This is a genomic window from Paenibacillus sp. JNUCC32 (assembly GCF_014863545.1).
GTDB lineage: Bacteria > Bacillota > Bacilli > Paenibacillales > Paenibacillaceae > Paenibacillus_AQ > Paenibacillus_AQ lautus_A.
This window is the reverse complement of the sequence record NZ_CP062260.1, coordinates 2651791-2673273: the sequence shown is the minus strand read 5'-3', so window position 1 is coordinate 2673273 and position 21483 is coordinate 2651791. Positions and strand designations below refer to the sequence as shown.

The 21483-nt window shown below is 50.5% G+C and carries 18 protein-coding genes; 13 read left to right on the top strand and 5 right to left on the bottom strand.

The annotated features are described in order from the left end of the window. Positions 1-596: 596 nt before the first annotated feature. From asd to aac(2')-IIb, 3 genes are all read left to right on the top strand, one after another. Entirely contained in the window at positions 597-1682 is a 1086-nt protein-coding gene (gene asd / locus JNUCC32_RS11805; protein WP_192572152.1) for an aspartate-semialdehyde dehydrogenase, read from the top strand. A 235-nt stretch (positions 1683-1917) separates the two neighbouring features. Next, positions 1918-3294, top strand: a complete 1377-nt coding sequence (gene nhaC / locus JNUCC32_RS11800; RefSeq protein ID WP_192572151.1) for a Na+/H+ antiporter NhaC — start codon at positions 1918-1920, stop codon at positions 3292-3294. 171 nt (positions 3295-3465) lie between these two features. Beyond that, positions 3466-4194 carry a kasugamycin N-acetyltransferase AAC(2')-IIb gene (gene aac(2')-IIb, locus JNUCC32_RS11795; protein WP_096775562.1) on the top strand — a complete coding sequence of 243 codons (729 nt, stop codon included), beginning with the start codon at positions 3466-3468 and terminating at the stop codon, positions 4192-4194. Between the two features lie 68 nt (positions 4195-4262). Here the strand turns inward: aac(2')-IIb and JNUCC32_RS11790 are convergent, their stop codons facing one another. The 3 genes from JNUCC32_RS11790 to JNUCC32_RS11780 all read right to left on the bottom strand — a co-directional run bounded on the left by JNUCC32_RS11790 (position 4263) and on the right by JNUCC32_RS11780 (position 6422). Beyond that, positions 4263-4472, bottom strand: coding sequence for a hypothetical protein (locus JNUCC32_RS11790; RefSeq protein ID WP_192572150.1), 210 nt, complete (start codon positions 4470-4472; stop codon positions 4263-4265). A gap of 100 nt (positions 4473-4572) precedes the next feature. Continuing rightward, the gene (locus tag JNUCC32_RS11785) at positions 4573-5424 is read right to left on the bottom strand and encodes a serine/threonine protein kinase (protein ID WP_192572149.1); all 852 of its coding nucleotides are present in this window, start codon (positions 5422-5424) and stop codon (positions 4573-4575) included. 125 nt (positions 5425-5549) lie between these two features. Further along, positions 5550-6422 (bottom strand): helix-turn-helix domain-containing protein, encoded by an 873-nt coding sequence (locus JNUCC32_RS11780; protein ID WP_192572148.1) that lies wholly within the window; start codon positions 6420-6422, stop codon positions 5550-5552. Positions 6423-6567: 145 nt separating this feature from the next. Here JNUCC32_RS11780 and JNUCC32_RS11775 point away from each other — a divergent pair, with 145 nt between their 5' ends. Then, positions 6568-8127 carry a HEAT repeat domain-containing protein gene (locus JNUCC32_RS11775; protein WP_192572147.1) on the top strand — a complete coding sequence of 520 codons (1560 nt, stop codon included), beginning with the start codon at positions 6568-6570 and terminating at the stop codon, positions 8125-8127. Positions 8128-8333: 206 nt separating this feature from the next. Continuing rightward, positions 8334-10418 (top strand): DUF5054 domain-containing protein, encoded by a 2085-nt coding sequence (locus JNUCC32_RS11770; protein ID WP_192572146.1) that lies wholly within the window; start codon positions 8334-8336, stop codon positions 10416-10418. Positions 10419-10502: 84 nt separating this feature from the next. Here the strand turns inward: JNUCC32_RS11770 and JNUCC32_RS11765 are convergent, their stop codons facing one another. After that, complete coding sequence (locus JNUCC32_RS11765) at positions 10503-11966, bottom strand: 4-hydroxyphenylacetate 3-hydroxylase family protein (protein WP_192572145.1); 1464 nt, start codon at positions 11964-11966, stop codon at positions 10503-10505. Positions 11967-12162: 196 nt separating this feature from the next. Then, entirely contained in the window at positions 12163-12948 is a 786-nt protein-coding gene (locus JNUCC32_RS11760; protein WP_192572144.1) for a M15 family metallopeptidase, read from the bottom strand. 178 nt (positions 12949-13126) lie between these two features. On the opposite strand from JNUCC32_RS11760, the gene JNUCC32_RS11755 reads away from it, so the two are divergent. The 8 genes from JNUCC32_RS11755 (at position 13127) to JNUCC32_RS11720 (ending at position 21395) form a co-directional block, all read left to right on the top strand. Beyond that, positions 13127-13690 carry an SMI1/KNR4 family protein gene (locus tag JNUCC32_RS11755; protein ID WP_192572143.1) on the top strand — a complete coding sequence of 188 codons (564 nt, stop codon included), beginning with the start codon at positions 13127-13129 and terminating at the stop codon, positions 13688-13690. Positions 13691-13726: 36 nt separating this feature from the next. After that, positions 13727-14701: a phosphotransferase enzyme family protein gene (locus JNUCC32_RS11750; RefSeq protein ID WP_192572142.1), complete on the top strand. Its 975-nt coding sequence runs from the start codon at positions 13727-13729 to the stop codon at positions 14699-14701. 121 nt (positions 14702-14822) lie between these two features. Continuing rightward, positions 14823-15419, top strand: coding sequence for a hypothetical protein (locus JNUCC32_RS11745; RefSeq protein WP_192572141.1), 597 nt, complete (start codon positions 14823-14825; stop codon positions 15417-15419). Between the two features lie 32 nt (positions 15420-15451). Beyond that, entirely contained in the window at positions 15452-16213 is a 762-nt protein-coding gene (locus JNUCC32_RS11740; protein ID WP_015734957.1) for a class I SAM-dependent methyltransferase, read from the top strand. A gap of 167 nt (positions 16214-16380) precedes the next feature. After that, a complete protein-coding gene (locus JNUCC32_RS11735; protein WP_192572140.1) occupies positions 16381-17601 on the top strand; it encodes an amidohydrolase in 1221 nt (406 codons plus the stop codon). Positions 17602-17608: 7 nt separating this feature from the next. Beyond that, positions 17609-19081, top strand: coding sequence for a sensor histidine kinase (locus JNUCC32_RS11730; RefSeq protein ID WP_192572139.1), 1473 nt, complete (start codon positions 17609-17611; stop codon positions 19079-19081). Between the two features lie 3 nt (positions 19082-19084). Then, entirely contained in the window at positions 19085-19780 is a 696-nt protein-coding gene (locus JNUCC32_RS11725; RefSeq protein ID WP_009592947.1) for a response regulator transcription factor, read from the top strand. Between the two features lie 133 nt (positions 19781-19913). Then, a complete protein-coding gene (locus tag JNUCC32_RS11720) occupies positions 19914-21395 on the top strand; it encodes an S-layer homology domain-containing protein (protein WP_192572138.1) in 1482 nt (493 codons plus the stop codon). The last annotated feature ends 88 nt before the right edge of the window (positions 21396-21483 follow it).

Below are 21483 nucleotides of genomic sequence, written 5' to 3'. Positions count from 1 at the left end.
ATGGTTTACCGACGAAATGGTTTTATATATAATAATCATAACAAATGCGATGACGAGACGAGTAAATAAACGAATTCTTGTACAGAGAGCTCCGGCAGCTGAAAAGGGGCGAAGCGTTCTTTATTGAAAAAAGACTCTGAGCAGCACAAGGAACTCTCAACGGAGGGGGATGGTGTGCCAGGAGCTCCTGTTACAGAGCTAGAGTATCTGCATTCCAGTGTAATGCCGTACTCGATGAGGCGAATATGGTGACATATTGGCAAATTTGGGGTGGTACCGCGAGTATAACAATCTCGTCCCTGAGACTTACGGTCTTGGGGGTGGGATTTTTTTGTTAAGTGATCAAAAAGGTTAGACATCAGTGGCTTGCCGTTCTTATATCGTAAGTAACCGTTCTGATATAAGCGGTCCGTCTTCTGAGAAAGTAAACTTTTCTTATATCTAAAGAAATACGATGGTACAAGGCGGGAAACCTACACGGATCTTGCCGGATTGAATAATTATCTAGTAGTAGCTTATTTATTGCATGCTTTTGTCCGTACGGTACATCGATGTATGGGAACATGACGCCATTATTGAAAGGATATGAGTAGCGAATGTCACAAAAACTTAGAGTAGGTATAGTCGGTGGAACAGGAATGGTGGGTCAACGTTTTATGCAATTGCTGGATGGGCATCCATGGTTCGAAGTGACCACCATTGCAGCCAGCCGCAATTCGGCCGGCAAAACGTATGAAGAATCGGTACAGGGCCGCTGGAAGCTGGCTACGCCGATCCCCGAGCAGGTGAAAGGCATTGTCGTTCAGGATGCATCGCAGGTGGAACAGGTTGCCGCAGAGGTTGACTTCGTATTCTGCGCGGTCGACATGAAGAAGAACGAGATTCAGGCATTGGAAGAGGCCTATGCCAAAACGGGCACGCCCGTCATCTCCAACAACTCCGCCCATCGCTGGACGCCTGACGTTCCGATGGTCATTCCGGAAATCAATCCGGGTCATATCGACGTGATTGCCGCACAGCGCAAACGTCTGGGAACAACAACCGGGTTCATTGCGGTGAAGCCGAATTGTTCCATTCAAAGTTATGTGCCGGCGCTGCACGCTTTGCTTGATTTCAAACCTACGAATGTCGTTGCCTCCACTTACCAGGCAATATCCGGGGCCGGCAAGAACTTCACCGATTGGCCGGATATGCTGGACAACGTGATTCCGTATATCGGCGGCGAGGAAGAGAAGAGCGAGCAGGAGCCGCTTCGCATCTGGGGCAGCGTTGTGAACGGGGAGATCGTGAAAGCTGAATCCCCATTGATTACGACGCAATGCATACGCGTTCCCGTAACCGATGGCCATTTAGCTACCGTGTTTGCTTCGTTCGAGAACAAGCCGTCGAAGGAGGAAATCCTGGAACGCTGGCAGCAGTTTAAAGGCAGACCGCAAGAGTTGGAACTCCCTAGTGCGCCTAAGCAATTCATTACGTATTTCGAAGAAGAGAACCGGCCGCAGACGAAGCTGGATCGCGACATTGAGCGCGGAATGGGCGTTTCGGTTGGCAGATTGCGCGAGGATTCCCTCTACGATTATAAATTCGTGGGCCTCTCGCATAATACGCTGCGCGGTGCAGCCGGCGGAGCCGTTCTGATTGCGGAACTGTTGAAAGCGGAAGGTTACATTCAAGCGAAATAACGATACATCCTATATATGATAAAAGACGACTGCAGCAAGCAGTCGTCTTTTTTTTGGTGATTGTTCATGATTCCTACATTGACGGCGTCCGTCCTTATCGTTTATAGTGTTACTCTGCGCTTCAATGCAAAGAAGCCAAAAAGCCGAAAAGCATAAAAGCAAAAAAGTCAAACATTCATCATCAATGGACGGGAGGTTTCTCTCGCCACGACAATGGATAAGGAGTCTTAGCATCATGGAACGACATCTCAGTTTCTCAAAAAGCATCATTCTTATCGCGTTTATTCTGGCGCTGCTGTTTGTCTCCATCTTTTTGCTGAAAGCAGAACCGCATCTTCCGCTCTTGGCAACCACCGTCGGTACGGCGGCCTTGCTGCGTTTGTTCGGGTTTTCCTGGAAGCAGCTCGAATCCGCCATCATTCAAGGAATTCAAACGGCGATTATGCCGATTCTCATTCTTTCGCTCATCGGCATTTTGATTGCGGTATGGATGATGAGCGGCACGGTACCGACTATTTTATACTATGGCATGGATTATATCGAACCGCATTATTTTGCCGTGAGCGCATTATATGTGACCATAGTGGTCTCGATGTTCACCGGAAGCTCCTTCACGACAGTCAGTACGGTTGGGGTTGCCTTTATGGGAATCGCGGTAACGACAGGAATTTCTCCGACGCTGGCTGCCGGAGCGGTGATCTGCGGCGCTTGCTTCGGTGATAAAATGTCGCCGCTCTCCGACACCACGAACTTTGCTCCCGCGGTCGCCGGCATATCCTTATTCACCCATATCGGCAATATGATCTACACGACAGTGCCGGCCCTTGTGGTGACAACGGTCTTTTTCCTGCTTGCGCCCACAAGTAGCGCCCTGGATTTGTCCTCGATAAATCTAATCAAGGCGGCGCTTCATGACGGATTCCATATTCATTGGCTGACGTTGATGTCGCCGCTTGCCGTTATCGCCTGTTCCGTCAAGCGCATGCCGATCCTGCCGACACTCATCGCAGGCATTGTAACCGGACTGATCGTGACGGCCTTCGTTCAGCAGCAGACAGCCGTCGATGTCTGGTTCAGCGTGATGCAGAGCGGCTACAAGAGCACGATTGCCAACGAAACCGTTGCTTCCATAGTCAACCGCGGCGGATTGCAATCCATGATGTGGTCCGTATCGCTGATCTTGATTGCATTATCCTTGGGAGGGCTGCTTCAGCATTGCGGCGTCATCGAAGCCTTCTTCCGTAAAGTCATGCAGCCGCTGAAGCGCAGCAGCAGTGTGGTCGTGATGACGGGTGCATCTTCCATCGCGGTTAACGGCATGACGGGCGAGCAGTATTTATCGATCCTTTTGCCCGGTCAAATGTTCAAGGAGGAATATACTCGCCGAAACATACCGGCCAAGACGCTGTCACGCACATTGGAGGATTGTGGAACGCTGGTTAACCCTTTAATTCCATGGGGCGTCAGCGGTGCTTTTTTTGCCACGACCCTTGGAGTACCGGTCATCGAGTACGCACCTTATGCAACTTTCCTTTGGCTGAGCCCGCTTTTCACGTTTGCGTACGCTTTGATACCGCGATTGCAGCGGAACTCCCTTGGCAGGAAGGCATGATCCTAGATAGGCACGATCCCATGTTGGCCTTGTTTCCCTGATACAAAGGGAGACAGGGTCTTTTTATTTATCGTTTATATTCATTTGTGCCCAACCCGTTGTTCGAAAAATCTGCTACGATGGAGATGGATGAGGCGAAACTATGGTTGAAATTCTTATGGGGGTGAAAGCATGAACCAGCGGATAGGACATGAGCCAACCGCTAAGGATTTGATGGAGATGCACGCACGGGTTATGTTTACGCATGACCTGGATAGTCGGATGCGAACCATTAACGAGCCTTGGCCGGGAGAGGAGCCGGCTCCCCGATTTTTCTTGGGTCGAACGATCGACGGTTCAGCCGTTTGCCGGCTTCGTTATGATATTCAGGACAAACTTGCCGAGCAACTGACGGCGCTGGTTGAAAATGAACCGTCTCTTAACGAAGATTTTCAAACGAGACCCAAGCACTTCGATGACTACATGAATCTGCTGGCTGCTGATCAATATACGAGCGGACCTTGTTATCGGATTCTTGACATCACAACGTCATCGCCGAACATGCAGGCGGTATCGATCACCGGAGACAATATAACCGAGTATTCGCTCGCCGGTTTGGAATGGCTGAACGCGGAAATCGACTACGCCCAGCCTTGTGTCGCGATCATTCAAGATCAGAGGGTGGTGTCGGTCTGCCGGAGTGTTCGCGTTTCTGCGGAAGCGCACGAAGCCGGACTGGAGACGTTAGCCGAATTTCGAGGGAGAGGTTATGCGGCCGCCGTTGCTGCCGGTTGGGCAATCGAGGTGCGGAAAATGGGAGCATTGCCCCTGTACAGTACCTCATGGGATAATGCTTCTTCCCAGAGAGTGGCCGGTAAATTGGCATTGTCCTATTACGGCGTCAACTTCACGATTCGGTGAAACGATAAAAAAATCCCTCAACATGCAACCACGTTGAAGGAGGTAGTGTGCTATATGATGTTGAATGATTAGCTTGAGCTGCCTCTTCTGTTTTTAAAATAGCCATGACCTTGGTTGCCGTGCCTGCGTTTGTAATCGGAAGACGATCCTTTGCGGCGAGAATACCCGTGACTGCTGCTGTATTTTCTTCCGTAATTCTTCGCGGAACTGCTGTAACGCTTGCGGCCATGACTGTGGGACGTCGAGTGGAGAAATTTGTTCATGATTTTTCGTAACATGTGGAATTTCCTCCTTTCTTGTTCGGAATCATTCCATATCATTTAATCGGATCGTAACATAAATGAAACCCCGGAATCAAATAAAACGCTGCCCGTCTTATCAGAGGGGCGGTTTTTTTGCATTCGCGAGCGTCTGGAGCTCATTCATGAATTGCAAGGAACCGGAGTAAGGTCTGCTCAACTGCAGCAAGCGTTTGATCATATCCCGGAGTTCATCCGAGAGCTGCAGTTCTTCCTGCCAGCTTCGATCCCCGATTGCGCTCGGGTCGTCGTCCGGATCATAGGCAGAATAGAGCATGAACAACATAAAGTGACCGATGTCGCGGAGATCCTCGATTTCTTTCGACTCTTTATATTGAACAGAGGAGCTCGTGCCGCCGCGCCGGAACTTCTTTCGGACAGGCTGCCGGAGAGGAGGAGGTTCACCGATCCTTCGTGCCAGCCCAAAATCGATGAGATGGATACGGCCATCCTTAAACAGTACATTGGGAATCCGCAGGTCGAGATGAACATAGCCTTGTTCGTGCAGGTAACGGACCAGCTCCAGAAGCTGCAGCGCGATATGGAGACATTCGGCTTCCCCGTATTTCATGCCATGTTCGAATATTAAATCCTCCAGCGTATCCCCGTCCATATAAGACATGACCAGATACGAATGGCGGCTGTCCGTGAAAAAATCCCGATATGCCGGAATTTGCGGATGCTGAAGGGTGCTTAATATCACGGCTTCCCGATTCAGCAATTCTTTGGCGTAATCGCCTTTGCTTGGCCGTGACTGTTTGACGGCGACTATATGACCGCTCTGTTGATCCCGACATTGATAGATGATGCCGTAACTTCCTTCGCCAATCATTTCTTGGACGGTGTAGCGACTCCCCAGCACCGTATTCTCTTCAGCCGGGTAATCCCGCCATGCGTTGATAAAGGAGCCGAGGTTCGATAAAAAGCGCATTATATTCCAACCTCTCCTGTTTAGGTCCTTCGCCTAATTCTGAGCGTGTGCCATTCCTGATTATCGTACATTATAAGCGATGTTACGCATCGAGGTATACATCGGATTGGGGCGAAGTTCGTTCGTCAGTCGGCTTCCATCTGATGTTTCCGATACTCCAGGGGCGACAGTCCGTTAAGTTGACGGAACAGCTTCGAAAAATAATGGATGGATGAGAAGCCGAACTTCTCGGCGATCTCGGTAATGCTGATGTCCGTATTGCGCAGATCCTCCTTGGCCCGATGGATGCGAAACTGGTTAATATACTGCGTCGGCGGCAGCCCCGTCGAACGCTTGAACAATTCGAAGAAATAACCTCTGCTGATCCGGAGCTCCTCATAATATGCTTCCAATGGCCGCAGTTTGCCGTGAAGGATATCCTGATCCAAACGCTGCAGCAGCTTGTACATTCTGTGATCGGGTATCGCCTCGTCCTGCAGGGCGAAGGCAAGGAAGTATTCAATGAATTGCAGGAATTGGCTCTGCGTCTTCACGCTGCGCATATAGGTATGCTCATTCTCATACTGGTTCCCGGTGTAGAATTTTTCAAACCAATCGCTCCATAGGCTGACTTTCTCTACTCTCATGAACTCGGGTAGGGCGTAAGGAAAAGCAGGACCTACATAGGAAGGATTCAGTTGGGCCATGTCATAACAGATTACGCTGGGGTGATCGGCCAAATGCCTGCGGTCCACATGGGCCCAGTCGAAATAACAGCACACATGGACCATGGGATCCCGGCTGTCCGCTATCCAATCATGCGGCTGACCTGCCGGTATGTACACAAGGGAACCTGGGTCGGTGATGTGCGTTCGCCCACGGGTGCGAACGATGCCCCGACCCTCGGTAATGAGATAAAGGGATGACGAATAACAGTGGCGGTTGTTATTGCTTTGACCTTTGGAAAAGGGGTATCTGGTGGCATACAGCACATAGGGATGGAAGACGGCAAAATCCACGTATTCATTTCCACATCCTTCAAGAAAAGATTCTATTAATATTCGCATGACGATTGTACAAAAGCCTGACGTTTATGTAAATACAGGGATCGCGGCCATTGCTATACTAACACTAATTCATTTCATGCTTGAGGAGGGAATTGAGATGTTGGACAGTCAATGGCTGTTGACGGATGAACAAATCTGCCAGTTTATCATGAAGGGGTATGTGGTGCTTCATAACGAATTGCCGGATCAGCTGCATGCTGAAGTCAGGGATAAAATCAACGCCGTACTGCACGAGGAAGGAAATCCCGGCAATAACATCCTGCCCCGCGTACCCGAGATTCAGCAGTTCTTCGAAACGCCGGTCGTTCAAGGGGCTTTGACGAGCGTGCTCGGACCGGACTACTACATGCATCCTCATCGGCATTGCCATTACAATCAGCCGGGCGATCCGCTGCCGGGGGGCGGGCAGTGGCATAAAGACGGTTACTGGTCCAGCATGCGCAGCCACCGACCTTGGTGGGCGATGATATTTTATTACATGCAGGATATCACCGAGGAAATGGGACCTACCGCCATCATGCCCGGTACCGCATACTACGATAAGTTCGTAGGCGATCAAGGCGAGACGATACTCCCGACCGGCAAAGCGGGGACGATGGTTTTGGTGCATTTTGATTTGTGGCACAAAGCTTCGCTTAATGTGTCTGGCATGGATCGATACATGCTGAAGTTTCAATTCGTTCGATTGCGTACGCCGGAATCGCCGAGCTGGAATCATCTAGGGACCGAAATGAAGCTAACGGGGGGAACCCCTTACGCGCACTTGAATCTTTGGAGGGATGTATGGAACTGGATGCGCGGCGAACCGGATCAGGCGAACCTCTCGGCAACGGAAGACGAAGTCCCGATCGAGCCATTGGCCGAAGAATTAAAATCCGAGGACGAGGTCATTCGCGCCAGGGCGGCGGATCAAGTTGGAATGTTAGGAGAGAAGGCCGCTTCCTTAGCTCCGGAACTGGGCCGAATGTTGAATGACAAGGAGCCGGTAGCTTTGAATGCCGGTTATGCGCTTGGCCGGCTGGGATCCGCAGGAACCGATGAATTGCTGCGCCTTATGTCCGAAGGTACAAGGCAAATCGCTGAAAGAGCGGCTTACGGACTGCAGAGTGCCGGCGCTGGAGCCGTTCCAGGACTGCTGACACTGCTCGAACATTCGGACGAGAAGCGCAGAGCGCTTGCTGCTTTTGCGTTAGGGGCGATTGTGCCTTCGACGCGTGAGGTTTCGTCTGCATTGATTGCATGCTTACAGGACCCGAGCGATTGGGTTCGTCGAAACGCAATCGAAGCGCTGGGCATGATGGGGAGTGAGGCAGGCGAAATGTGCCAGGCCTTGGCCAACATATTGGAAGAGTCGATACTGCAAGAGGGGGACGGAACAGCGGAAACCCGGGATAACGACAACACGCAGCAAAGTTATATCCTGAACAAACTCGGATATACGGCAGCCTTGTCATTGCTGCGAACGGCCTCGCCACAGGATGTTCCCATCGTCATCCATTCGCTAGAGCAAGCTCTTCTCAGCAAGGATCGTTACGTCAGGGCGTATGCCTTCGAAACGCTTACCCATCTGCGGACACCCGAAGCGATGGAGGTCCTGATCCGATATTACCGACCGGCCAGATGGTGTCCGGACACAACGAAGGCGAGCACGTTCTGATATCCGTATTTTCCTTTCAAGCCCTTCTCATTCCAAGCCGAAATGAGAGGGCTTTTCGGCATGCCCGTGCTCTGGCTCTATTCACGCTAGGTGTCCTTATTTTGCAAAAGCATGACCCTATCATGCAAAGACTTGCTCGATGCGCTCTAGTAAAATGGGCTCAAAGTTCGGCATTAGCCGATCATTGTTGAAGGAGGCGGTCATGCATGGCAGCATCAATCAAAAGAGTTCATGTCGTATTCAAGACCCATCTGGACATCGGGTTTACCGATTTGGGAAAGAACGTAATCGACCGATATATGGAACATTTCATACCCCAGGCCTTGGAGCTGTCCGAACAGCTGGCGAATGAAGAGGGGGATGTAAAATTCGTATGGACCACCGGCTCATGGCTAATCCATGAATTTCTGCAAACGGCTTCTCCCTACATGCGGGCGCGCATGGAAAAAGCCATTGGGGAGGGACGCATGGTCTGGCACGGGCTGCCGTTTACAACGCATACCGAGATCATGGATGCCGGTTTATTCGAATTCGGGCTGTCCATTTCGGGCGATTTGGACCGAAAGTACGGAAAAACCACGATTGCCGCAAAAATGACGGACGTTCCGGGCCATACCCTAGCCATGGTGCCTCTGCTGGCAAAACACGGCATACAATATTTACATTTAGGCGTTAACATGGTCTCCAAAAATCCCAAGGTGCCGGAGATGTTTGTATGGCGTGCTTCCGACGGCTCGGAGATTATCGTACATTATGCAGATAGTTATGGTAAGCCCTATCAGATGGAAGGGCTGGAGGATGCCTTGTATTTTGCCCATACCCACGATAATCATGGTCCATCCACGATGGAGGAGATCCGGGCATTATTCGAACAGCTGCGACGGGAATATCCGGGGGCGGAGATCATGGCCTCGACATTGGATGCTTTTGCCGCGCGGCTTCAAGCGGTGAAAGACCGATTGCCTGTCGTCAGCGAAGAGATCGGGGACTCCTGGATACACGGGATTGCCTCGGATCCTTGGAAAATCGCCCGCTACCGCGAATTGTTAAGGCTTCGGGATCGCTGGATCGAGGCTGGTCGATTGGATAGGGACAGTGAGGCGTACGCTCGATTTTGCAACCGTCTGATGTTGATTCCCGAGCATACTTGGGGGCTGAACAATTCCGTGTATCTCGTCGATTTCGTGAATTATTCCTCGGCTGATCTAGCCGCTGCAAGAGCACGGGATATTGTTGAAGACAATACACGGAAGAAATTCGATTACCTATGCCAGCAGGCAAACGGCACCAGATCGTACAGCCATTACGAGAGTTCCTGGCAGGAGCAGCGGGATTATCTTGAAGAAGCTCTTCAATCGCTGCCCACGACGCTAGCGGCTGAAGCGAGAACCGAGCTGGATCGGATGAGTCCGCAGCATACCGTCCTTAACTCGGAGCCGGTGCAGCATAAACAGCCGATCGAAACGAACGAGCTTTACGAATTAGGCCAGTTTCAGGTGAGCTTCGCTGCCGACGGTTCGATTAACCGATTGATGGATCAATCCGGAAAGGCATGGGCGGGAGAGCATCAGAGACTTGGCACTTATATGTATGAAACCTTCGGCCAAGAAAACTACAACCGTTTCTTCAAAGAATACATGACGAATCTGGATATACATCATGGCTGGGCGGACAACGATTTCGGCAAGCCGGGAATCGAGTATGTCAAACCGAGGCCGGAGCATCAGCGGTACACCGCGTCCTTGCGAACACTGCACCTGGAGAGGCATGCCGATTATGATATCGTGACCGCAGAAATGAAGCTGCCGGAGGTTCTCAGCAATCAGTACGGGGCTCCACGCCAAATTAACGTATTCTATTCGTTCCATGCGAATGAGCCCGTCATTGAGGTATGCCTAAGCTGGATGGGCAAACCGGCATGCCGTCTACCGGAAGCAAGCTGGTTATCGTTTGTGCCGCTTGTGGATAATCCTCACGCATGGTCGATGGATAAGCTGGGAATGCGGATATCTCCGTTATCCGTCGTCAAGGACGGCAACCGGAACATGCATGGCATCAATTCGGGCTTATATTATGAGGGGGCGGACGGAACGGCGGTCATTGAATCCTTGGACGCGCCGCTTGTGTGTCCGGGGGAACCGAGGCTGCTGCAATTCGACAACTCCTATGCTCCGTTGACCGGCGGATTTCATTTCAACCTGCACAACAACGTATGGGGGACAAACTTTATGATGTGGTTCGAAGACGACATGAGGTATCGGTTCCGCTTGAGCCTGCATTCCCATTCGTGAGCTCATTGTGTTTGTAATGAAACGGAAAGATGTGAGTTATGGGCTCGCATCTTTTTTTCTTGCCTAATCATCCAAACCGTCAAATCATGATGAAGTATCGTTCTTGGCGATAAAATCCTGAATCCTGTTCCGCAGCTGCTCATGCTGTTCAAACTGGTTATACATACGATAGGCTACCGTCTGCGCATTTCCGAAGAAGAAGCGTTCAAACTGGGTTTGACGGCCCCCGAAAGAGCCTGCGCCAAGCTCCCAGGCAAGGCGGAACAAGGCGATTCGATCCCGCGCCTCCGTGGTCGAGCCTTTTAAATATTGGTTCAGGTAAGGACCTGAATCCGACTGGAAGTCCATTTCGGAAGGGATCATAATCAGGCCGCTGGAACCCAGCAGCTGTATCATCTCCACCATCTCGGGATAAAGTTGGGGGAATAACATGCTGGATGCGGTAAGCGGGCCCGCCGATGGAACGAAATAACCGAATTTATCCCGGCTGGCGCCCAGTTCGGAAGCCAATCTCAGGGCTTTGAAGGTCTCGAGATATGCAATGATTTTTGAAACGTTCGCGATCATTTGGGGCTCGAGCCCAACGTTCTGCTCGTCTGCCAAGCTCTCCAGCAAACCAAGCATAAATTCGGTTTTGGCGATATAACGGGTGGCCATTTGATGGGCAATATGGGTGTGAAAGCGACTCTCGCCGAATAAACGTCCGGCATAGGCCTCGTCCCCATAATAAAAGATCCGGTCATGCGGGACCAATACGTGGTCAAAGATGACGAGAACGTCCATCTCTTCGTATCTGGCGCTCAAGGGATAATCATAGGAAGAAGCGGCACCATAGCTCTCACGGCATATAAACGTCATTCCGGGCAAATCGTTCGGTACCGCAAAGGCGAATGCGGTTGGATTGACATTATGGAACAACGTGGGCGAAGGCGACGGGAATACCAGCATTTCCTCGCACGTGGCTCCCTGCGTTGCCATCATGAAAGCTCCGGTTATGATCATGCCTTGATCGTTGATCTCAACCACCTTGGCGGCAATCGTGTCCTCTGCAGCATCTTGCTGTCCGGACATTTTACAAGCATAGGGCTGAATGAAGGCATGGGATAACGTAATATCATGATCTCGACAGTACCGGTAATAGGCCCTGAGGTTTTCCGCGTACTTCGGATTGTGTTCCTCCAGTATATCGGCAGCCGTGTACAGCGACATGATCGCCGTGTTCATATAATCGGGAGAGCGGCCTAAAAAGCCGTTGTGCCTCTTGGCCCAAAGTTCCATCATCAATCTGCGTTTCTGCAAATCCTCGGCATTCCTCGGCGGGAGAAAAGACAGGCCCACCCGTTCTCCGGTATCGGGCGAGGGGTACGTCATCTGCTCGATATAACACGCTTCGCCTTGCATATCGTAAAGCTCCGCTTGGGTCTGAATGATACCCTGGAATGCAGGGTGCTTGGATAAAGGTCCCTGGATAAGCTCCCCTTTATACCGAAGGTTGATGTTTTGCCGATCGATCCGTTCGATGTACTGCTTCCCTGATTTGATAGGCACATTGTTCACCCCGTTTGCGAAAATCGTAAGCTCTAACTAACCTGTCTACTGCTGTAATGTACGTGCTTCGTCCAAGCGGAGTACATTGTCCGCAGGAAACGCTGCAAAATATGCGGATGTACCTCAGAAGGCGCGACCGGAAGACTTCATACGAAAAAAACGGACCCGTTTGGGCCCGCTTTTATAAAATTTGCGATTACCGGGCTTGACCCAGATACTGCTCCAGCGTCAGTTGTTGTCTCGTAATTTCTCCGGCAATGTAGACGCCCACATAGCGTACATGCCAAGGCTCGTAAGAGTATCCGGTTAATTTCTCCTGACCTTTTCCATAACGAATGATAAATCCGTACTTCGGTGCATTGGCCTTCAGCCATTTGCCTTCCTTCGTATTTCCGAAGCTTTGCTCCAGGGCATAGCCTACGGAAGCACTGGAAATATCCATGCTAAGTCCGGTCTGATGCTCGCTTTGCCCCGGGCGTGCGCTTGTTTTGTTAGCGACAGCCTCGCCCTTGATACTGGCGTTACGCGCGAATATGGCTTTTTGGGTTGCATAGGAACGATAACCTGATACGGCTTTGAGGTCGATCCCGTCCCGTTTGGCAGCAGCGAACAGCTTTTCGAGCGCGGACGCCGCTATTTTTTTCATCTGCTTTTTGGGGCTTGGTCCCGAGAAGCTGAACGGAATTTGGGGTACGACCAAATCTTGCGGTACATAATTCGATGGTAGATTTCTTTGTTTGTTGACGAGCACAACCGTGCTGGACAGATTGGTGACCGTATTTATCCCGTTAACCGACCTCAGCGTCCGTTTAGGGGCGTTGTTATCCAAAAACTTCGAAAATGATAGGCTGGCAGAAGATGCTGCGGCCGCTTCCGCCTTATCCAAGCCGGAACCGTTCGGGAACCCGGATAAAGCCAAACTTGTTACGACTGAACCGATGATGACGGATGGCAGGATTGTTTTGATAAAAATATTGCGCATGTGTAGTCCCTCCTCGTTAGCTGTCTATTGAGTATATAAGAGAGTTATATCGATAGAATCTCCGGATTGTTTCTGAATTGTAAACAAAATAGAATAGATTGAATCTAATCATAACCCGAAAATAGATTATAGTAATATATGAAAAAGGGACGATTTTCTACATAAGGAGACTTTATACATGGAAATACGCGATTATATCAAACGAGGGTTTGAGGCCTATTACGCTAAATACGGCGAAATTTCGGAGGATGGGTTCTGCAGGTGGATGCGGCCGGACGTTCCCGCGGAGATGAAGTCCGTTGATACCGATGAGGAATGGTCCATATGGAAATTGGTCCCTTCCATTGTGAGCGAAGATCAGATTGGGGAGATGGAAGCAGCGTATGGATTGAATTTTCCCGAGTGGTATAAAGCATTCATCTCCACGTACCATCATTACTTTGACGTCATACCTGAACAGCCGGTAGACGAGCCGCTGGAGAACGTCAGGAACATGTACAATCCCTTGTTGTGCCGACTGGGATATCTCCCTTTCACTTGGGATTCCGAATACGGCAAGATCTGGTGTATCGATGTAAGTGGAGAGGCCGGCGAGGGAATCGGAGCCATCTATGAGATCGAACATGAAATATTGTTTGATCTGGATGAAGAACACACGGATCGGGCCGAACTTAAAGAGTCGCTAGTATTTTTGTACCCGGATTTCAAAGCGTATTTTGACGATACGTTCCTGGAGGGCTGACGGGTTCCATTTCAGAAGTATAAGGAGAAGTTTCAAATGCGAAATGAACAGCTGCAGGAAATTTTGAATGAATACGACATCCGGGAACCGGAAATTTCCTTTATTCGGCATAATGAAAATCGAACGTACAAGGTAGTAGGCCATGACGGAAGCACATATCTGATGCGCATTCATCAACCGCTAAAAGAAGGCATGGCTGGTCAGCAGCATACCTACGACGGTCTGCTGGGCGAACTGCATATGCTGGAGCACTTGTCAGGCTGGGATCATCTGCTTGTCCAGAGGCCTATGCGTAATCGGAAAGGTGAATTGATCACGATTTTCGAACACGAGGGGAAGCGTTGGAACAGCTCCGTGCTTACCTGGCTGGAAGGAAGAGACTTGCAGAAGGATGACGTAAGCGACCCGGTACTGGTCGAGAAGCTGGGGACTCGCATTGCAGAGCTACACAAATTTTATGGCTCATACGAGCAGGAGGGCTTGGACAAGCGTCCGAGTCAGGGGATAGACTACAATCTATATATGATTGAAGTTATAAAGCAAGGATTGGCGAAAGATTTGTTTACTTCCTCCGATGTTTCCGTTATTGAAGAAACGATATCGTTGGTTAACGCGCGCCTTGTGGACAGTGGTAACGTTGAGGCCTGGGGGCTTATCCACGGTGATTTAAGCTTGGGGAATATCATCATGACCTCAGATGGAGAACTGAGTTTTATCGATTTTGGTTTTTTCGGACCAGGGTACCATTACACGGATGTTGCCATGGGTGCCATGATGGTTCCTTCACAGCTTCGGGATACATTCCTGAAAGGGTATTATGGCAATGATCATACGGGACAACATAAGCTCGTTTTATTAGAAGGTTTCATGCTGCTTGCCATTATCGGCTACTATGTCTTTCAGTTGGAGAATGAATCCGTGCATGCATGGATGCGTGAACGAATGCCGAAGCTATGCGCCGATTTTTGCACGCCTTTTTTGTCGGGTGCACGCATATTTTATTCCGTATAGTTCGATGTCGAATCACACTTTATCCGTGAAAGATAATTATAAGCATTCAATCCCTTGGAAAGCACGCTGATCGGGTGATACCATATGAGATATCAACGATATGATTAGAGGTGAACACCGTATGGCGGAAAGCGAACTTCAACTACAACAAGAGGCTCTCCAGGAGGAAGCTTCTGAGGTAGCAGATGAACTTCGACTTTACGAGTTGTTAAGTCAAGCAGGCGAACCGGTGCGTGTCGGCAGCTCAGCCCTCGGATTGATGGTATGGAGAGACCTGGACATGACGGTAAAATGTTCCCGGCTGAATCAACCATTAACTGCACACATCGCATCGGAGCTCATGCTGCAAGCCGGTGTACGGGAGCTGAAGTTCATCAACGATACCGGTGATTATAATACGAATCCCGCGTATCCCGATGGATTGTACATCGGACTAAAATATAAATCACAGCGCGGTAACGAATGGGCCTTGGACATTTGGTTCGTGGATGAACCGGAGAGACAACCTGACTTGAAACATATCATAACGATGCCTGGACGGCTGACTCAAGAACGCCGGGAAGCTATTTTGAGAATCAAAAATCGTTGGGCAAGCCTTGCTGAATATGGAAAAAGTGTACGAAGCTTCGATATTTATACAGCGGTTCTCGAAGACAACGTAAGCACGCCGGAACAGTTTGAAGCCTGGCTGGATCAAAGGTCCGTGAATACAAGCTGAAAGCCCATGATTCAATAATAGGAGATCTGCATATGGAGATTATCAAGCATAACCAAGACCAATGGGAGCTTAAAGTCAAACAGAAAAATCAGTGGACTGTTCCTGTAAGCAGCGAAGAAATCCAGAAAGCCAGAATGGGCGATTGGTCTATTATCGTCACTTCAACCAAGCCTGTGCCCAAAGAATGGTTTCCGGAACTAAACGGAAAGAATGTGCTCTGCCTAGCTTCTGGAGGAGGGCAGCAGGGACCCGTATTGGCAGCTGCGGGAGCAAATGTAACCGTGCTGGATTTCTCCGAATCTCAATTGGAGCAGGATCGCTTTGTTGCTGAACGGGACGGATTGTCCATTCGGACGGTTCTCGGTTCGATGACGGATTTAAGCATGTTTGAATCGGAGAGCTTTGATTTGTTGGTTCATCCGGTATCTAACCTTTACGTGCCTGATATCCAGCCGGTCTGGCAGGAGGCATATCGCGTGTTGAAGCCTGGCGGCATAATGATTAGCGGCTTTATGAACCCGGTCTTTTATTTATTCGACTGGGAACTGGAAGAACAGGGCACGCTTCGGGTGAAGCACACCCTTCCCTATTCTGAACTGGATTATGCGACGGAAGAAGAGATTGTGAGAAGCGGGGTAGCATTGGAATTCGGACATACGCTGGAACAGCAAATGGGAGGTCAGATTCAATCCGGATTTATGATTGCCGGGTTATACGAGGATTCCTTCGGAGGCGAGAAATTGCTGGACCGCTATGCAAACAGTTTTATTGCGACAAGAGCCATAAAGCTTTAACCTCATGGCTACTTCCATGTCTTCACCAGAAGAGTCATCCTCAACGGGTGGCTTTTCTTTTATATATATATGTAAAACTTAAGTGAATCCTATTTTTTTAATATTATCCATATAGATGTTCCTATGATAGCATAATCGTATATCTGGCAAGGAAAGGAACGATGGATATGAGTACCGCATTTTGGTTAACGAATGCTCGTTTAGAGAGCGGCTATGAAGTTCAAGAAGGCGTTATTACGGGAACAAAAACGGAGATTTGCCACGTATTCATAGAGGACGGGAACATTGCGAAGATCGTGTCATCCGATAAGACCATCACGGATTCATGGCCGCAACACGACGTGAAGGGTGTATTGCTTCTGCCGTCCTTTACCGAAAAGCACTGCCATTTGGATAAAACGCTGCTCGGTGACCGGTGGCGATCCGTAACGCCGGTCTCCAGCATTTTCGAGCGTTTGGATATCGAGAAAGCAACGCTTCCGGCCCTGGATACCCGGACGCAGGACCGTGCGGAACGCCTGCTTCAGATGTACCTGGAGTCCGGGGTGACGCATGTACGAACGCATGTCGATATTTATCCGGAAGCGGGTTTGGCTAACTTCGAAGCGGTTCAACAAGCATTACGCGCATTTGAAGGAAAGTTATCCTACGAGATCGTAGCTTTTCCTCAGCATGGTTTGCTGCGCTCGAAGTCAAAGGAATGGGTGAGACAAGCACTTCGCGGCGGAGCAGGCTTGGTAGGCGGGGTGGACCCGGCGACGGTGGATGGTGATATCGAAGCTTCCCTGCAGGAAATGGTAGAGCTTGCCGTGGAGGCGAATGCGGGAATTGACCTGCATTTGCACGATGCCCATCATCTGGGAACCTTCACCATGAAGCGGTTGGCACAGCTGACCATCGAGGCGGGCCTGCAGGGCAAAGTGGCGATTAGCCATGCATTCGGACTCGGCGATATCCCGACGCCGCAAGCCATCGAAATGGGGGAAATGCTGGCTGATGCAGGGGTTGCCATTATTTCGAGCGTGCCGATCGGTCGCAACATGCCGCCGGTCGGTTTGCTGCATGAGTGCGGCGTAGAGGTAGCCGTCGGATGCGATAACATTTTTGACGTGTGGTCGCCTTTCGGAAACGGGGACGTGCTGGAACGCGCGGGCCGGCTGGCTGAGGTGTCCCGATGGGTGGATGAACGCTCTTTGGCACGTACGCTTCAATATATCACCGGCGGCATGACGCCGCTTGGTCCGGATGGCGAGCAGATATGGCCGCAGGTCGGGGACGCCGCCAGCATCGTGTTTGTCGAAGCTTCTTGTTCCGCCGAAGCCATTGCCAGAAGATCGAAGCGCGTGGCGACGATGTTTAAGGGCAGCATCGTCTCCGGTTCGCTTTAGGCGACGCATGTCGATCAGGATCAAGCTGCTGCTGTCCTTTACCGGCATGCTGGTCATCAGCTTGTTGGTGTTCGTCTTGACTGCCAGTTTGTTTACCGTCGCTGCTACCGGGGACATTCGCGGGGTTCGGGATTTTTATAAAGTTCACTACCAGGTTAACCCGCTGACCGAGCAAGAGGAGTCTATCTTCCTTGAATTAAAATATCTTGCCAAGAACGAACCGGACGGTCTGCTGGATCAAGAGCTGCTGACGGAATTTGATTTTAAGCTGAGAACCGTGCGGGCAGGCCTGTACGTCCGTAAGGAAAGCCTTCAAGTTTACGAGTCCAATACGTTAAACCAGCCTGAGCTGGAAGCGAATCTCCCTCCATTCGACCTGAACAACAATCAAATCCGCAATACGCTGAGCATCGGTGAACGCTTTTATGCTTATGCCAAATTCGACTTCCGGTTCTCGGACGAGACGAAGGGAAGCGTGTACGTGATCCGCGAGCGAAGTCCTTTCGGCGAGGTAACGCGCAAGCTGTTGCCCATCCTTGTATTGAGTCTCGTTGGCATCATCGTGGTTGCGAACGTGATGTTATATCGCTGGATTACGCGCAGCGTGGTCAAACCGCTTGACTTGCTCCGAAATTCGGCCGAACACATCAAGGAGGGGAATCTTCAGTTTTCCCTGGATATGCATTCGAAGGACGAAATCGGCCAGCTGAACGAAACGTTTGAGAATATGCGAAAGCGGCTGCACGAATCGATTCAGCTCCGGCTCCGGGACGAAGAGAACCGAAAAGAGCTGATCTCCAATATCTCACACGATCTGCGCACACCGATAACGAATATAAAGGGTTATGTCGAGGGCATTCGAGACGGCGTCGCGGATACGCCCGAGAAGATGGATAAATACGTGAATATCATCTACACCAAAACCATCGATCTGGATAAACTCGTGGATGAGCTGTTTCTGTATTCCAAGCTGGATTTGAAGCAGGTGCCCTTTATGTTCGAGCATGTCGATATCATCGGTTTCATTGACGACTGCATCGATGAGCAGCGCTATGTTCTGGAGGAGAAGGACATTCGGCTGGAGTGGAAGGAACGCCCCGGTGATCCTGTCGAAGTCATTGCCGACCTTGAGAAATTAAAGCGAACCGTGCTCAACATCATTGGAAATGCCCAGAATTTCATGGACAAGGGGCAAAAAAACATCGGCATCTCGATCCGGCTGTCTCCGGAATGGGTAACGGTTGAAATCCGGGATAACGGCACAGGCATCGCACCGGAAGCGATCCCTTATATATTCGAAAGGTTTTATCGGGCCGAGCCATCCCGCAACTCTTCAACAGGCGGCAGCGGTCTGGGTCTTGCGATTGCGAGCCAGATCATTGAAGGACACGGGGGCCAAATCTGGGCTGAAAGCGAGCTTGGCGTCGGAACAAGCCTGTATTTTACCCTGAAACGAGCGAACAGGAAGGAGGCGCGGTAACCCATGGCCACACGCATTCTCATCATCGAAGACGAAACGACCATCGCCCAGTTGGAGCGGGATTATTTTGAGCTGAACGGTTTTGCCGTCGATTTATGCCATACGGGTGACGAGGGCTTGAAGCTTGCGCTTAACGAGGACTACAGCCTCATCATTGTGGACCTTCAGCTTCCCGGCATGAATGGCTACGAGTTGTGCAGCCATATCAGGAAAAACAAGGAGGTCCCGATTCTGATCGTATCCGCCAAGAATGAGGAGATCGATAAAATCCGTGCATTTAATCTCGGTGCCGACGATTACATTACCAAGCCTTTTAGCCCGAGCGAATTAGTCGCAAGAGCCAAAGCCCATTTGATGAGATATGTAAGGCTTCTGGGCAAGCAAAGTCCGAGTCCAAGCTCGGAAATTCATATCCGGGGCCTGGTCATCGACAAAACGGCGCGAAGGGTGTTCGTACGCAATCAGGAAGTCGCGTTTACGACCCGGGAATTTAATTTGCTTGAATTTCTGGCGAGCCATCCGAACCGGGTGTTCAACAAACATGAATTGTTCGAACGGATTTGGGGCATGGATTCCAGCGGGGATATCGCTACCGTCACCGTTCACGTCCGAAAGCTGCGCGAAAAGATGGAGCTGGATCCATCCAACCCGCAGTACATTGAAACGGTATGGGGAGCAGGCTATCGTTTTTCGGTCTGAATGAGTTTAGAAATTGTTAATAAATATTTTCGAAACGTTTAATCCCGGATTTCTTGGGAGTTTAGGAATCTCATCTATCATGGAGATATGACGATTATCGTTCATATTCATCGAAGATAGGGAGGACTTACTTATGAAGAAGTATTCGAATAAACTGGCGGCCATGATGCTGGCCGCCGCACTGGGAACGGCGACGCTTCCGTTTCATGTTCTGCAGGCCGAAGCTGCACAAGCGCCGCTCGCTGCCCAAGATATAGAGCAAGCCGTTCAAGGGCTGTCCCAGCTGCGCGTGATGCAGGGTTACCAAGACGGCACGATGGGGATAACAAGTCCGATCACACGGGCGGAGCTGGCGAAAATGCTGGTGCTTGCGTTTGGTCTTGAAGGCAAAGGGCAGACAGAGCCAAGCTTCACGGATGTGAAATCTAACGCGTGGTATGAGCGGTACGCAACAGAGCTGGTAGCACTAGATATTATGCAGGCACCGGACGGACGTTTTGATCCAAGGGGAAGCGTTACCCATGCCGAACTGGTACAGATGGTGTCTAAGGCTCTGAAACGAGATGCGAAGTCCGTGGATTACTGGGCTGAGCGTTTTTATTCCGAGGAGGGCCATGCCACTCGAGGTCAGGCTGCCTATTTGATCAGCATTGCACATGACGCAATACCGTCGGAAAAAGCAAAAATCACGAGCGTCCGCGCACTGAATGCCATCACCTTGATCGTCACCTTTGATGCTCCATTGACATCGGACGATGAGGCGTTTGCCAAAGCCAAAGAAGATTTTAAATTTAACGACGGTCTTGCCCTGACGAATATGCCGCGTCTGAAGACGGGTTCTATTTCCACCTATATCGTTCCAACTTCCGTTCAAAAACCGGGGACATCGTATACGCTGACCTATAAAGGGAAAACAGCAGGTACATTTACAGGAAACAGCACGAAGCTGGACATGACCGAGGCCAGACAGGTCACCCAGGATACATTTGAATTGGAGGCGCTCAAGGAGAATGGCGTCGTCGACTACGGTTATGTTATTTCCGCTTATAGCGGAGGCCGCGGAGCCAATGCCTTCGTATTGGATGAGAATAACAGCGCCGATGGCAAGGTCTATCAGATCATATCTTCTGGTCAAGCCAGGGAAGTTACGATTACGCCTGCAGGCGGACAACCCATCGTGGCCAAATACGTACCCTTCACCCAATCCACCGACGGCAAGCAAGAGCCGAAATTCCGATTGCCGGAAGGCCAGACGTTGACGCCGGGCGTTACCTACACCATTTCTTCGGACTGGGCACAGATCGCCAATCCGTCATTCGTTGCAGGATCGTTTGCTCCGCTGGACATCGTCGGAGCCGAGGCAGTCAGCGACAGTTCCATAGCCATCACGTTGTCCGAGGATCCGGGGGATGAGCTGTTCTCCGGCCGGAGCGTGGAATTGACCGACGCTGACGGCAATCAACACATTGCGACCTATAAATATTCAAGCCGAAAAGGAGCCGTAGGCATATTCGATTTGACGCAGGAAAGTAAATTGAAGCCGGGATCGACGTATACCATCAAACCTGTAGGCGAGTGGGCAGGAGAAACCGATGCGTCCCTGACCGTCAATTAATCCATTACAGCATGGACATGTCTGTCCATATACAAGAGGGCGAGCGTAAAGCTCGTCCTCTTGAGCTTGTTTATAAGTGACTATCTAA

Coding starts and splice junctions, on each gene's coding strand:
- asd (WP_192572152.1), top strand. CDS start 597: ATGTCACAAAAACTTAGAGTAGGTATAGTCGGTGGAACAGGAATGGTG.
- nhaC (WP_192572151.1), top strand. CDS start 1,918: ATGGAACGACATCTCAGTTTCTCAAAAAGCATCATTCTTATCGCGTTT.
- JNUCC32_RS11790 (WP_192572150.1), bottom strand. CDS start 4,472: ATGTTACGAAAAATCATGAACAAATTTCTCCACTCGACGTCCCACAGT.
- JNUCC32_RS11785 (WP_192572149.1), bottom strand. CDS start 5,424: ATGCGCTTTTTATCGAACCTCGGCTCCTTTATCAACGCATGGCGGGAT.
- JNUCC32_RS11775 (WP_192572147.1), top strand. CDS start 6,568: ATGTTGGACAGTCAATGGCTGTTGACGGATGAACAAATCTGCCAGTTT.
- JNUCC32_RS11770 (WP_192572146.1), top strand. CDS start 8,334: ATGGCAGCATCAATCAAAAGAGTTCATGTCGTATTCAAGACCCATCTG.
- JNUCC32_RS11760 (WP_192572144.1), bottom strand. CDS start 12,948: ATGCGCAATATTTTTATCAAAACAATCCTGCCATCCGTCATCATCGGT.
- JNUCC32_RS11755 (WP_192572143.1), top strand. CDS start 13,127: ATGGAAATACGCGATTATATCAAACGAGGGTTTGAGGCCTATTACGCT.
- JNUCC32_RS11750 (WP_192572142.1), top strand. CDS start 13,727: ATGCGAAATGAACAGCTGCAGGAAATTTTGAATGAATACGACATCCGG.
- JNUCC32_RS11745 (WP_192572141.1), top strand. CDS start 14,823: ATGGCGGAAAGCGAACTTCAACTACAACAAGAGGCTCTCCAGGAGGAA.
- JNUCC32_RS11740 (WP_015734957.1), top strand. CDS start 15,452: ATGGAGATTATCAAGCATAACCAAGACCAATGGGAGCTTAAAGTCAAA.
- JNUCC32_RS11735 (WP_192572140.1), top strand. CDS start 16,381: ATGAGTACCGCATTTTGGTTAACGAATGCTCGTTTAGAGAGCGGCTAT.
- JNUCC32_RS11730 (WP_192572139.1), top strand. CDS start 17,609: ATGTCGATCAGGATCAAGCTGCTGCTGTCCTTTACCGGCATGCTGGTC.
- JNUCC32_RS11725 (WP_009592947.1), top strand. CDS start 19,085: ATGGCCACACGCATTCTCATCATCGAAGACGAAACGACCATCGCCCAG.
- JNUCC32_RS11720 (WP_192572138.1), top strand. CDS start 19,914: ATGAAGAAGTATTCGAATAAACTGGCGGCCATGATGCTGGCCGCCGCA.